Annotated in this window: 13 protein-coding genes; 4 read left to right on the top strand and 9 right to left on the bottom strand. The window is 73.3% G+C overall.

From position 1 onward, the window contains the following. The first annotated feature begins 280 nt into the window (after positions 1 to 280). Positions 281 to 2,593 (top strand): beta-propeller domain-containing protein, encoded by a 2,313-nt coding sequence (locus WMF28_RS42885; RefSeq protein ID WP_437599534.1) that lies wholly within the window; start codon positions 281 to 283, stop codon positions 2,591 to 2,593. Between the two features lie 59 nt (positions 2,594 to 2,652). Here WMF28_RS42885 and WMF28_RS42880 read toward each other — a convergent pair whose 3' ends face one another. Then, positions 2,653 to 3,390: a glutathione S-transferase family protein gene (locus WMF28_RS42880; protein WP_437599533.1), complete on the bottom strand. Its 738-nt coding sequence runs from the start codon at positions 3,388 to 3,390 to the stop codon at positions 2,653 to 2,655. A gap of 83 nt (positions 3,391 to 3,473) precedes the next feature. On the opposite strand from WMF28_RS42880, the gene WMF28_RS42875 reads away from it, so the two are divergent. Next, positions 3,474 to 4,199, top strand: coding sequence for a helix-turn-helix transcriptional regulator (locus WMF28_RS42875; protein ID WP_437599532.1), 726 nt, complete (start codon positions 3,474 to 3,476; stop codon positions 4,197 to 4,199). 13 nt (positions 4,200 to 4,212) lie between these two features. On the opposite strand, the gene WMF28_RS42870 is transcribed toward WMF28_RS42875, so the two are convergent. The 5 genes from WMF28_RS42870 to WMF28_RS42850 form a co-directional block, all read right to left on the bottom strand. Further along, a complete protein-coding gene (locus tag WMF28_RS42870) occupies positions 4,213 to 4,554 on the bottom strand; it encodes a hypothetical protein (protein WP_437599531.1) in 342 nt (113 codons plus the stop codon). After that, positions 4,554 to 5,507 (bottom strand): esterase/lipase family protein, encoded by a 954-nt coding sequence (locus WMF28_RS42865; protein WP_437599530.1) that lies wholly within the window; start codon positions 5,505 to 5,507, stop codon positions 4,554 to 4,556. Before WMF28_RS42865 ends, WMF28_RS42870 begins: the two co-directional genes overlap by 1 nt. A 71-nt stretch (positions 5,508 to 5,578) precedes the next feature. Next, complete coding sequence (locus WMF28_RS42860) at positions 5,579 to 6,157, bottom strand: Uma2 family endonuclease (protein ID WP_437599529.1); 579 nt, start codon at positions 6,155 to 6,157, stop codon at positions 5,579 to 5,581. Positions 6,158 to 6,245: 88 nt separating this feature from the next. Continuing rightward, positions 6,246 to 6,515 carry a DUF2277 domain-containing protein gene (locus tag WMF28_RS42855; protein ID WP_437599528.1) on the bottom strand — a complete coding sequence of 90 codons (270 nt, stop codon included), beginning with the start codon at positions 6,513 to 6,515 and terminating at the stop codon, positions 6,246 to 6,248. A 91-nt stretch (positions 6,516 to 6,606) separates the two neighbouring features. Continuing rightward, positions 6,607 to 7,395, bottom strand: coding sequence for a Uma2 family endonuclease (locus WMF28_RS42850; protein WP_437599527.1), 789 nt, complete (start codon positions 7,393 to 7,395; stop codon positions 6,607 to 6,609). A gap of 185 nt (positions 7,396 to 7,580) precedes the next feature. Here WMF28_RS42850 and WMF28_RS42845 point away from each other — a divergent pair, with 185 nt between their 5' ends. Beyond that, entirely contained in the window at positions 7,581 to 8,363 is a 783-nt protein-coding gene (locus tag WMF28_RS42845; RefSeq protein ID WP_437599526.1) for an HAD family hydrolase, read from the top strand. A gap of 71 nt (positions 8,364 to 8,434) precedes the next feature. Here WMF28_RS42845 and WMF28_RS42840 read toward each other — a convergent pair whose 3' ends face one another. Next, complete coding sequence (locus WMF28_RS42840) at positions 8,435 to 9,373, bottom strand: hypothetical protein (protein WP_437599525.1); 939 nt, start codon at positions 9,371 to 9,373, stop codon at positions 8,435 to 8,437. 236 nt (positions 9,374 to 9,609) lie between these two features. Next, positions 9,610 to 10,167: a glycine cleavage system protein R gene (locus tag WMF28_RS42835; RefSeq protein WP_437599524.1), complete on the bottom strand. Its 558-nt coding sequence runs from the start codon at positions 10,165 to 10,167 to the stop codon at positions 9,610 to 9,612. Positions 10,168 to 10,370: 203 nt separating this feature from the next. Here WMF28_RS42835 and hisC point away from each other — a divergent pair, with 203 nt between their 5' ends. Beyond that, positions 10,371 to 11,471 (top strand): histidinol-phosphate transaminase, encoded by a 1,101-nt coding sequence (gene hisC / locus WMF28_RS42830; RefSeq protein WP_437599523.1) that lies wholly within the window; start codon positions 10,371 to 10,373, stop codon positions 11,469 to 11,471. Between the two features lie 608 nt (positions 11,472 to 12,079). Here hisC and WMF28_RS42825 read toward each other — a convergent pair. Further along, the gene (locus WMF28_RS42825) at positions 12,080 to 12,763 is read right to left on the bottom strand and encodes a DUF4336 domain-containing protein (protein WP_437599522.1); all 684 of its coding nucleotides are present in this window, start codon (positions 12,761 to 12,763) and stop codon (positions 12,080 to 12,082) included. Positions 12,764 to 12,772: the final 9 nt, after the last annotated feature.

The following is a 12,772-nucleotide window of genomic DNA, read 5'->3' as shown; positions in this document are numbered from 1 at the left end:
CAGTGCATGCATGTCGTGCTTGCCGCGGCGCGGCAAACCCGCAGGCGCGCGGATCGCCGCGATTCGCGGCCATCCGAGCGAGCGGGCGGATGGCGCGGGCCTTGCCATGGTGCCGGGCACCATGCGAACACACCGCGCCCACTCCTCTCTCTGGCTTCTCATCGCAACAGGCCTCCTCGCCGCCGGATGCGATGCGGGGTCCTCGTCCGGCGAACCTGAGACCACGTCGCAGCGCGCGCCGCTCCACCGCGCTCAGTCGTGCGACGACCTCGAAGCGCTGTTGAAGCAGGACGCGCTCGCCAAGATGAACGGCCAGATCGACGCCATGATCGCGAGCTATGCCGTGTATGGCGACATCCGCGGCGGCGGCTTCGACGCAGGCGGCGTCGGCGCGACGCCCGGGGGGGCGGAGGCGCCCACCGACGCGCCTTCCCCGGCGCCGCCCCAGTCCGACAGCGGGGCAAGCAGCGGGGAGGGCGCGGCGGCGGACGACAGCGCCGGCCCGGCCCACTCCGACACGAACACCCAGGTCGCCGGCGTCGATGAGGCGGATATCGTCAAGACCGACGGCAACAACCTCTACATCCTCCACGGCGAGAGCTTCTACACGCTGGCCGCGTGGCCCGCGTCGTCGCTCGCGGTGGGCAGCTCGCTGGCGATCGAGGGCAGCCCCCTCGAGATGTTCGTGGCGGGCGACCAGGTCGTCGTCTACTCGTCGGTCAACGGGACACCGATCTACGAGGCAGCGGGCGTCGAGCCGCGGCCGGGGTACTACGACTACCGGCTCATCGACATCGGCATGGCCGGCGTGCCCGCAAACGCCGGTTCGCCGAACGCCGGGACGGGAAACGACGATGCGCCGGTCCCCGCCGAGGGCGGCGGCTCGATGCCGTCTCCGGGGGGCGCCGAGCCGCCGGACAGCGCCGACATGCCGGCGCCCCCGCCGCCGGACGGCGACGACAAGCCGGCGCCCCCGCCGCCGGACGGCGACGGGACGCCGACCGAGCCCGTGCCGCCGGACGGCGACGCGAGCCCCGAGGACCCGGCGACCGACTTCGCCCCGCCGCCCGACGTCTACGCCCCGCTCACGAAGCTCACCGTCCTGAGCCTCGCGAGCGGCGCCCCCAGCGTGGTCAAGGAGCTCTACTTCGAGGGCGGCTACGCCTCGGCGCGGCGCACGGGCGAGAACGTCCGCACGGTGCTGACCGGCGGCGCCCACGGGCCCGCGCTCAACTACTGGCCCTCCAACCTGACCGTCTACCCCGAGACGGCCGAGGCGTGGACCGCGGCGTTCGAGCAGCTCCGCGCCGAGAACACGGCGCTCATCGAGGACGCTCCGCTGTCGGCGTGGCTGCCGTACCGCTTCGAGAAGCAGGGCGAGACGGTCACCGAGCTCGGCGCGAGCTGCGCGGACTTCTACGTCCCGGAGGCGGGCACGACGTCGTACGGCCTGACGCAGATCGAGTCGATCGACCTCGCCGACCTCGACGAGGCGCCGGAGTCGACCTCGATCATCGGCGCCACCGACACGGTGTATTCGAGCCACGACGCCCTCTATGTCGCCGCGCGCGGCTGGCAGGAGCCGACGTCGCCGGAGGGCGACGAGAGCGTGAGCCTGGACTCCACGCACCTGCACAAGTTCGATCTGGTCGCCGACCCGAGCCAGCCCCGGTACGTCGCGTCGGGCTCGGTGCCCGGCCAGATCCTCAACCAGTTCTCGCTCGATGAGCACAACGGCAAGCTCCGCGTCTCCACGACCGCGATGATGCGGTCGGCGACCGAGTGGACGACCAGCAACAGCGTGTTCGTCCTCGAGGCGCAAGGGACCGAGCTCGCGCGCATCGGCGCCGTCACCGACCTGGCCCCCGGCGAGCGAATCCAATCGACCCGGTTCTTCGGGGATCGCGGCTACGTCGTGACGTTCCTCCGGGTCGACCCGCTGTTCGTGCTCGACCTCTCCGACCCGGCGTCGCCCTCGGTCGCGGGCGAGCTCAAGATCCCCGGCTTCAGCGAGTACATGCACCCGCTCGGCGACGGGCACCTCCTCGCGATCGGCAGGGATGGAGACGACAACGGCGTGGTGACCGGCCTGGCGCTGCAGATCTTCGACGTCACGGACCCGTCGGCGCCGGCGCTCCTGCACAAGGAGACGCTCGATGGGGATTACACGTACTCGGAGGCCGAGCACAACCACAAGGCGTTCACGTACTACGGCGAGCGCGACGTGCTCGCCTTCCCGGTCGTGAGCTACGATCGGGAGACCGGCGCTGTCGCGAGCACGCTGGAGCTCTTCAACGTCGATATCGCCGACGGGTTCAGCCACCTCGGCGCGGTCGACCACAGCGGCTTCTTCAGCGCGACGTCGGGGTGCTACTACGGCGGCGCCGAGGTGCGGCGCGGCGTGTTCATCGAGGACCACGTCTACTCGATCTCCTTCGGCGGCGTGATCGCGAACGCGCTCGACGACCTCGCGACGCCGGTGGCGTCGCTGCCCCTGCCTGCCCCGGCCTCGTGGGGGTCCGCCTGCGGCGGCGGCGCCGTGGGCTCGCCCACGCCGACCGAGCCCGCGCCGGCTCCCCCCGCCGAGGAGTAGCGCCGGGCGGCGGAACGCAGGCCGCGGCGCCCCGCCCATCGCGCGGGGCGCCGCGGCGGTCAGGCCCCCGGCCGCGCCGGCCGGGGCGCCTCCCACGGGTGATCCGGGTAGAACTCCCTCATCAGCCGCGCGGCGTACGCGACGAGGTTCGCGAAGCCCTCGGCCCTGCGCCGCAGCGGCGAGTCGAAGAACGGCGTGAGAATGCCGGCCAGCACCGCGAAGGCGGTCGCGTCGACGCCCGCAGGGCGCCCGCCGAAGAGGTACGGCCTGTCCCCGAGCAGCACCGAGAGCGCGGTCAGGGAGCGCACGCCGAGCTCGACGACCTCCTCGTCCGAGTGCCGTGCGACGCCCACCGCGCGGAACGACTCGCGGACGCGCGCGAGGAGCTCCTCGCGCAGCTTCGGGCGCAGCTCCTCCGGCGCGCCGTCGACGAAGTGCGCCGGGCCCTTCGCGAAGTTCTCCGGGATGAGCCAGCGCGCGTACCCCGAGGTCGCGGCGAAATGGTTCTCGAGCATGCGCTCGATGGCCCACGCCTCGGCGCGCTGCCGCGCGTCGAGGCCGGCGTCGAGATCCTTGCCGTGCCTGCGCTCGAGGTGCTCGCGGATGAAGTGCGAGTCGGCGATGCGCGCGCCGCCGTCGTCGATGAAGGGGAGCTGCCCCTTCGGCGACTGCTCGAGCCGCGCCTGCTCCTTCCTGTAAGGCAGGCCGAGGAGCTTGAGCTGGACCTCTGTCTTTGTCACGTAGGGGCTGGCTTCCGGCAAGCCGAACAGGGGGCCGAAACCGTACAGGATGATCATGCGCAATCTCCGAGAGCTTGGGTCCGTCGTGGACCTCGCTTGATGTAGCCCCGCCCTGCTGACAACCTTGTGTCAGCATCCTCGTGCGACGCGCCGATCGACTGTTCCAGATCCTTCAGATCCTGCGCCGGCAGCGGTCGCCGGTCACCGCGGCGGCGCTCGCCGAGGAGCTCGAGACGTCGAAGCGCACGGTGTACCGCGACGTGGCGGATCTCCTCGCCCAGCGCGTGCCGATCCGGGGCGAGGCGGGCACCGGCTACGTGCTCGAGCGCGGCTTCGACATGCCGCCGCTGATGCTGACGCCCGACGAGATCGAGGTCGCGGTCCTCGGCGCGCAGTGGGTCGCCCACCGCGGGGACGCCGCCCTGCAGCGGGCAGCGCAGGACCTCATCGCGAAGATCGCCGCGACGGTCCCCGAGCGGCTGCGCCCGTTCGTGCTCGAGCCGGCGACGGGCGCGCCCCCCGCGTGGGACCAGGCCCCCGACGCGCTCGATCTGGCCGAGGTGCGCGCGTCGATCCGCGCCGGCACGAAGATCGCGCTTCGTTACCGCGACGAGGCGGGGCGCGAGAGCGAGCGCGTCGTGTGGCCCGTCGTGGTGGGGTATCTCGAGTCGACGCGCATGCTCATGGCGTGGTGCGAGCTCCGCCAGGACTTCCGCTCCTTCCGCACGGACCGCGTGGTCGGCGCCACGTTCCTGAAGGAGCGCTACGGCGAGAAGCCGAGCGCCCTGCGCGCGCGGTGGCGCGCGACCCTGCCGAGGCGCGGCGAGCCGCCGAAGGGCATCCGCGCACCGTCGAGCAGGGGGTGATCCCGGCCCGGGCTCACGTCACCTCGTCGTCCGGGCTCCGGGAGGGCGCGTCCGGCGCGGCGCCCGCGCTGCCGTCCGGCGCCTCCGCCGGCCGTGTCCTCTGCTCCACGAGGAAGAGGGCCACATCCACCGTGCCCCCCACGGCGCGGTTGACGAGGCGGATCGCCCCGTGGACGCCGGACACCGTCGTATCGTGAATGAGGCGGATCCCCCTCACGGGCGTCTTGATCGGGGGAATCTGCTCCAGCAGGTCGAAGGGCAGCTTCGCCGCGTGCTTCTGCAGGCGCTCCACGCTCCGGGAGCCGTGGTCGACCGCGTCCTGCACGAGGTCCTTCAGGCCGCGCCACCGGTCCATCACACCGCCTCCTCGCACCACGCGCGGATCTGCGCGTAGACGTCCGGGTCGTGGGCCAGGCGCAGGTGTCCGAGCGACGGCATGACCCGCGCGTGCTCTTGAGGGAAGGGCGAGCACCGGTCGTCGGCGACCGCCCGGCCCGTGGCGCTCCGCAGCGAGACCATCGCGTCCCCGAACAGGAGAGAGAGCCTCGGGTCGGCCGTGAGCGCGCCGGCGATGAGGTGATGGCGAATGTGGGGGAGCAGGGGCACCGGATGGCGGCGATTCTGGAGCAACGCGTCCGCGCCGGCGCCCTCCCAGTCCTCGCGGCGGAGGTTGGCATAAGCCAGGTCCTTCATCCCGCCGCTGCGGAGGTTCACGATGTCGGCGATGAGCTTCGTATACGGATTGTCGATGCTCGCGAGCGCCCACGTGACCACGTTGCCAAAGCGCTCCAGCGGGGCGCCGAGGTGCGGTGTGCCGAGATAGAAGGCGCGCTTGACGAGGGGCAGCCACCTTCGATCCCTGTCGCTCGCCGCGTGCGCGGCGCTGCGCGCGACGAGGCCGCCCATGCTGTGGCCGATGAGGACCAGCTCCTCCACGGGAGCAGGATGGGCGCAGACGAGCTGCTCGAGGAGGACATCCAGGGCTTCGCCGTTCTCGGAGACGCGGAGGCCGCTGTTGTACCGCACGTAAAACGGCGTGTACCCGAGGTCGCGCGCAAGGAGCGATCCGTACGTCTCGCCGTCCGGCATCGTCCAGATCTCCTCGGTGCTCATCAGCCCGTGCACGAGCACGACGACGCGCGACGTGGCCTGGGCAGAGACGCCCGCGGCGACCGCCCTGGCGAGCGACACGGGGTGTCCGTCGGGGACGAGCCGCATCTCGGTCGCGAGGCCGTTGCTGGTCCGCTTCAGGTAGTCGCCGAGGACCCCGTTGAGCACCCCGACGACCCGCTCCAGGTTGTTTCCCATGCGACGATCCGGCCGCATCCTGGCACGGATGGGCGGCGGGTGCGACGCCGGGCGCCCGCCGCGCTCACCCTTCAGCCGGCGTCGAGCTCGAAGGCGCCCTCGTAGATGGCATCGACCGGAAACGTGGCGCCGTTCGCGAGCGTGATCGCGCCTCCCGCCTCGATCACGCGGTAGCGCCAGGACCCGTCGGCCTCGCGCCGGAAGTGCTCGACGCGCACCGAGAGCTGCGAGACGAGCAGGTAGTCCGTGAGGGACGGGATGCGCTGGTAGGCTGCCCACTTCTCACCGCGGTCGTACGCCTCGGCGCTGGGCGACAGGACCTCGCCGACAACGCTCGGATTCGCGAGCACGTCGCTGGTGCCGGGTTCCATCCGTACACCGCCGCACGCAACGACGGAATCCGCATAGACGTAGCGCTCCCCCTGCTTCGCGGAGATCCGCTGTTCCGGTGACAGGACATGGCACGGCTTGCCGCGCACGGCCGCGCGGAGCTCCGCGCCCACAGCGTTCGAGAGGACGTTGTGCCGCGGGCTGCCGCCTGCCATCGCGAAGACCTCGCCGAGGTGATACTCGTGCTTCGCGTCCTGCTCGCGCTCCCACTCGAGATACTCGGCAGCGCTCATGCGCCGGGTGGTGGCGGCGTCGCCCATGCGCGCGAACATAACGTAACAGCAGGGCCAGAGCCAGGCTCGGCGGCCCGGGCTGCGGCCGGCCGCCCGAGGGGAGCGGACCGGCGCGTCAGGCGCCGAAGCGGCGCGCGTTGCGGACGCGGGCCTTTGCGGCCTCGACTTCCTTGTTCCTGGGCGGCGCCGTTGTCTCCAGCGACTCGACGAGCCGGCGCGTGACGGCGGTGATGTCGTCGACGGCTTGCTCGAAACAGGCGACGTTCTTGCCGCTCGGGCTGCGGGTCCCGCTCACCTTGCGCACGTACTGCAGGGCTGCCGCCCGGATCTCTTCCTCCGTCGCCGGCGGCTCGAAGTTGAACAGAAGACGGATGTTTCGACACATGCCGCGAGCCTACCGCCGAACGCGGCGCGCCGCCAAAACCGGCGCGGCGCTCCTGTCCAGCGCTGTGGCGCCGCGCTCCGCGCGACGAGCGTTATCGCGGATCCAGCTGCTCCAGCTCGCGCACCCGCGCCTCGAGCTCGCGCACCCGCGCCTCGGCCGCTTCCCGGGCGCGCGCGTCGGTCGCCGCGGCTTCTTCCTGGGTGGACACGAGCTCGCCCTTGCCGCCCGCGCGCGCGAGCCGGAGCCGCGCCTCGGCCGCGCTGCCGACGACGCAGAGCCAGCTGTCGAGCGCCGGGCTCCACGCGGGGCCGGCGCCCGCGTAGACGCGGACGTACGCGCCGTCGGGGTCGCGCCGGTAGGCCTGGAGCGCCACCCTGCCGGCGGGCGGCCGCTGCGCGGCGGCCTGCGGATCGAAGATCGCGAGCTCGGGACAGCCGAGCTGGCAGTACTTGAGCGGGATATCCTCGTAGGCCTTCTGCCAGTCGCTCGTCACGATCTCGAGCGCGAAGCGCGGCGGCCGGTGGCCGGGCAGCCAGGTCTGCCATTGCTTGGGCAGCGGCGGCGCGGGCCGGTGATCGAGGAGGTAGACGTCCGGCGAGACGCGCACGAGCGGCTCCTCGCGCACCCAGGCGAAGAACCGCTCCGAGCCGGCGTGGTGGTCGGTCCAGCCGCGCTCGCGCGCGAGCTGCGCGATCGAGGACAGGAGCAGGCGGGAGACCTCGTCGTGCTCGCCCCACGCGCCGATGCCGTCCGAGTCGTCGAGGTACCAGTCCGACCAGTCGACTGTCGCGCGGAGCTCCTCGGGCTCCGGGTCGCGGACGACGAGCGCGCGCGGCAGGCGCGTCGCGTGGGGGTGGGCTCCGGTGCGAACAGGCGGCACGAGCTTCCAAGGTAGCACCCCCGGCGCGGCGGCGGGAGGCGGGCGGGCGCCGCTGGCGGCGTCGGCCGGCGCATCGCTGACGCAGGCAGGCGCGATCGGGCGCGGGCGGCGCAGGCGGCGCATCGATCGGATCGCCAGGGCGCCCCGGGGCTCCCGGTACGGCGCGCCGGCGCCATGTCGGCGGCATGCGTTTCGAGGGGGTCCTCTTCGACGTGGACGGGGTGGTTGTCGACTCGCCGCACGAGCGCGCCTGGCGCGAGGCGCTGGAGGCGCTGATGGCGACCGAGTGGCGCGCGATCGCGCCCGAGACGCGCTACGCGCCCGAGCGGTTCACGACGGCCGTCTACCAGGGCGAGGTCGCCGGCAAGGCGCGCGAGAGCGGCGCGCGCGCGGCGCTCGACTACTTCGGCGTGCCCGACACCGAGGCGCGCGCGCGGGTCTACGCCGAGCGCAAGCAGGCAATGCTGCTCCTGAAGATCGAGGCGGGGGAGTTCGTTGTCTTCCCTGACGCGATGCGGCTGATCCTGGGGCTCAAGGCGCGCGGCGTGCCCATCGCGGCGGCGTCGTCGTCCAGGAACGCAAGCGAGCTCCTCCGGAGGATCCGCGCCGACACGTTCGCCGAGCAGCAGCGCATCCGCCGCCCGCCCGTCGCGCCGGGCGCGACGCTGCTCGACCTGTTCGACGCCGACCTCTGCGGCGCTGCGGTGGCGCACGGAAAGCCGGCGCCGGACCTGTTCCTGGCCGCCGCGGGCGCGCTCGGCGTGCCGCCGGCGCGCTGCCTCGTCGTCGAGGACGCCCCCTCCGGGGTGCAGGCCGCCAAGGCGGCCGGGATGACCGCGCTCGGCGTGGCGCGGCTCGACGACGACGCGCTGCTGGCCGCCGCGGGGGCCGATCGCGTCGTGACGACGCTCGACGAGGTCGATCCGGACGCGCTTGTCGAGGGGCGGATCGCGGCGCGCGCGGCGTGAGCCGAGGCGCGCCTCGTGAGCCCCGCGCGCATCACAGCGCAGCACGCCCCGGCGTCGGCGCGCGCCGCGCCTCAGCCGCCTTGCTTGCGCACGACGGCGAGGCTCCAGATCTCCCCGGCGCTCGTGCCCACCCACAGGGTCGGCGACCCCTTGCCGGCGACCACGAGCACGGCGGGCTCGCCGCGGGCGCCGAGCGTGACGCTGGCCGTCGGCGCGAGCGGCGCGCCGGAGGCGGCCTCGATGGCGGCGCCGTCGAACAGCGCGACGCGGCCGTCGGCGAAGCACGCGAACAGGCTGGACTCGAGGACGGCCACGTCGGCGACCGGATCGGCGAAGGCGAGCATCTTCGCCGCGAGCTTGCCGGACGACCGCACGATCGCGCAGACCGCGCTCGCGCCGCGCTTGTACACCGCCGTCAGCTTCGGGCCGCCGCGCACCCGGTCGAGGTTCTGGGCCGCGCGCGGCAGCGCGGCGCGCAGCGTCGGGCCCGGCTCGGGCGTCGCGCCGGGGTGGACGCGGAGCTCGCCCCCCTCCCCGGCGACGTCCATCACCGCGTGCGTCTCGGTCTCGGTCAGGTCGAACGCCCGCGCCGAGCCGCGCACCGCGAACGTGCGGCCGTTCACCTCGATCCGGTCGAGCTTCAGCTCCGTCGCGCCGCCGTCCCAGCCCAGCGCCAGCGCCGTCTCTCCGGACGGGCGCGTCGCGAGGTACCGCGCGTCCCGGCCGACCTGATCGAGCTTCGGGCCGTGGGTGATGCCGAGCAGCGCCCAGACCGCGTCCTCGCTCCGCACGACGGCCACGTCCTTCGAGAGCAGCGCCACGTCGTGCGCCGAGGACAGCGACAGGTTCGTCGTCTTCGCGCCGGCGCCGCCGATCGGGCAGACGCCGAGGCGCACGGGATCGGTCGAGACCATCGCGACCAGGCCGGGGCTCGCGAGGAACGCGGCGCCTCGGATCTCCGCGTCGAGGCCGTGCACCTTGCGGGGGGAGCTCAGATTGCTGAAGGGCATGGCCGATGAAGATACCGGTTCTCACGGGGCGCGTGGCGAGCGTTCTCGCGAGGTCGCCCCGGCGAGCTCCCCGGGCGGATCGCAGCTGCACGGGGGGCGCTGTCGCGCCGGAAGGGCGCTGTCGCGCCGGGAGGGCGCCGCCGTACCCCGGAGTCCGAGCCGTACCCGCGCTCGCCGCCGCACCGGGGGTCGCCGCGCGCCCGGCGTCCGGCCCCGGCGGCGCGGACGTCGCCGCGTCAGCCCTTGATGAGCGAGCGGACCTCGATGTCGAGGTTCTCGGACTCCGCGACGGTGTCCATCGCCTTGCGGAGCTGGGCGAGCGACACCCCGACGGGGACGTCGACGTGGGCCTCCATCCGGAAGAGCTGCGAGCCGGTGACGGGCGCCTCGTAGGCGGAGGTCTCGAGCGAGACGATGTTGACGCCGGCGCCGTGGAGCGCGCGCGACACGGCGCGGACGATCCCCTCGTGGTCGAGCGCGTCGACGGAGATGACGCAGGGGATCGTCGCCGCGCGCCGGTGCGACTCGGGGCTCTTGGTCCTGCGGCTCTGCACCGTGAGCCCCGTCGCCCGGGTGAGCGATCCGGTGTCGCGCTCCACCGCCTCGACCGCGGCGGGGGGCCCCGACGCGAGCAGGAGGATGCCGAACTCGCCGCCGAGCACCGCCATGCGGCTGTCCTCCACGTTGGCGCCGCGCTCGGTCAGGTAATGGGTCACCTCCGCGACGAGGCCCGTCCGGTCAGGGCCGAGGCAGGAGAGGACCAGGAAGGCTTCGGGCTCGGGCGTCGTGGTCATGCGGCGCATCTTAGTCCGATCCGCGCAGCCAGCGCGACCGGCGCAGGCCGCCGCGCGCGCGTCCGGAACGACGAGCACCCGGGCAGCGCCGTCCGCATCCGCCGGCGAGCTCCGCGGGGAACGACCGGATCGAGCGGCCGCGCGCCGCGCCCGACGAGGCGCTTGTCTCCGGCGAGACAGTGGGCGAGAGGACGGCCATCCCCATGCTGTACGAACGCGACAACATCCACCGCCTCACGCCCTATACGCCCGGTGAGCAGCCGCAGCGGGCCGACGTGGTCAAGCTGAACACAAACGAGAACCCGTACCCGCCGCCGAGCGCGGTGCTCGAGGCGATCCGGGGCGTCTCGGCCGATCAGCTCCGCCGGTACCCGCCGCCCCGGGCGCAGCAGTTCCGCGAGGCGGCGGCGAGGCTCCACGGCCTGTCGCCCGAGCAGGTGATCGCCACGAACGGCGGCGACGAGCTGCTGCGCATGGCGGTGACGGTGTTCTGCGAGCCCGGCGGCCGCGGCCTCGGCGAGACGTACCCGACCTATTCGCTCTATGACGTGCTCGCGGAGATCCATGGCACGGCGTTCACCCAGGTCCCGCTCGAGGAGGACTGGTCGGTCCCGGAGGATTTCGCGAGCCGCCTGAACGACAGCGGCTGCCGGCTCGCGCTCCTCGTCAACCCGCACGCGCCGTCGGGGCGGCGCGAGCCGCTGGACAAGCTCGAGCGCGTCGCGCGGGCGTTCCGCGGCGTGCTCCTGATCGACGAGGCGTACGTCGACTTCGCGGAGGCCGACGCGACGCCGCTGCTCGACCCGGCGCGGGGGCTCGACAACGTGCTGCTCTTGCGGACGCTGAGCAAAGGGTACTCGCTCGCGGGGCTCCGCTTCGGGTACGGGCTCGGGCACCCGCGGCTCATCGAGACGCTCGACAAGGCGCGCGACAGCTACAACACGGATATCCTCTCGCAGGCCGCGGCGATCGCGGCGCTGTCCGCGCGGGACGAGGCGAGGACGAGCTGGGAGAGGGTGATCGCGGAGCGCGCCCGGCTCACCGCGGCGCTTCGCGCGCAGGGGTTCACGGTGGCGCCGAGCCAGAGCAACTTCGTCCTGGCGACGCCGCCGGCGGGGGGGCTGTCGGCGCAGGCGATGTACCGGGCGCTGTACGACCGGGCGATCTTCGTGCGGTACTGGGACGCGCCGCGCCTCCACGACAAGCTGCGGATCACGGTGGGCACACCGGAGCAGAGCGACGCGCTGCTCGGGGCGATCGCCGAGGTGTCTCGCGCGGCGGCCGGGGCCGCGCGAGGATCATGAGCTGAGCGGCCCCGGCGATGGCGGGGCGCAGCGCGAGCAGGCCTGGCAGGACGCCGAGCAGCTGGGAGCCGGCGCGAGGAATGTCGATCTTGATGGAGATGAGCCGATCCGGGCTCAGTACTTCGATCTCGAGGAGGATCCTGTCGAACGCCGCCGCCTGGGGCGGGGCCGCGGGCTTGCCGGGAGCCGCTTCCGGACCGCCTCCGACGCCGGAGGAAAGCTCGGCTACCCGTGCCGGACCGCGACCGGTACACTGAGGGAAGCTCATCGGGTCACCGGCGACCGCAGGCGGCGCTGCCCTGGCGCCCGTCGTCCCGGACGCGCGCCCGCGGCGGCCTGCGCCGGTCGCGCTGGCTGCGCGGATCGGACTAAGATGCGCCGCGACCAGGGCGCCTGCGAGCGGCCCCGAGCCGCCCCTCGGCCCGACCAGCTCACGCACCCAGAACGCCGTCATCGACCCCGCGAACGTGTCGCGCCCCTCGGCCCGAAGCCGCTTCACGGCCGCGTAGGCCCGGACATCCGAGGGGTGGCCACGCGCCGGTGTCCGGGTGCGCTGCCAGCGAGCATTCGCGGCGTGGCTTCCCCGTGGCCTCCCGTGCCCCTGGAGCTCACAGCATCCGCTCGAACGCGCTCTCCAGCGCGGCCCGCCCGCCGCGCTCGATCACGTCGCCGTGCGCCACCACGATGCGCTCCGGCGCCCACGCGAGCATCTGCTTCACCGCAGCGCCCACCGCCGCGCGATCGCGCATCATCGAGCGCGCGACGCGCGACGGACCGAACCGCCCGTACGCCCCGTTCAGGCGCATGAAGAGGCGCGTCGGGAAGTGCCCGCTCTGCGTGATGTGAAAGCAGAGATCCCAGAGAAACAGCGTCCTGCTGGGCCGGTGGAAGAAGACCACCTCGTCGAGCCTGGGCACCCCGCCGACCGCCACCTGGTCGATCTCCGCCGACCAGAGCGGGTCCGGCGCGCCGTCGAGCACGCCCGTGAACGTCACGTCCGGGCACTTCTCGCGGAGCCCCCGGGGGCCGTACAGCCGCGCCCCCGGGAACGCCCGGGCCGCCGGCGCGAGGCCGAGGTGGTGCATCAGGTTCGGCGCCACGATCGCCCGCACCTCCCCGAGCGCGCGGATCTCGCCCGCCACCTGCTCCACGCCCGGGAGCGGCGAGAAGAGGATCAGCCCGCCGTCCCCGAGGCGCACGACCGGAGACCGCACCGGGAAATGGATGCCGAGGCCTGGCAGCTTCAACGTGTCTTCCGCGGCCCAGAGGGCTTGATCGAGTTGTCGCAGCATGCTCCAATT

The sequence above is a fragment of the Sorangium sp. So ce590 genome (assembly GCF_051521365.1).
Lineage (GTDB): Bacteria > Myxococcota_A > Polyangia > Polyangiales > Polyangiaceae > Sorangium.
Note: the sequence above shows the minus strand (reverse complement) of the source record. Positions and strands in the feature narration are given on the sequence as shown.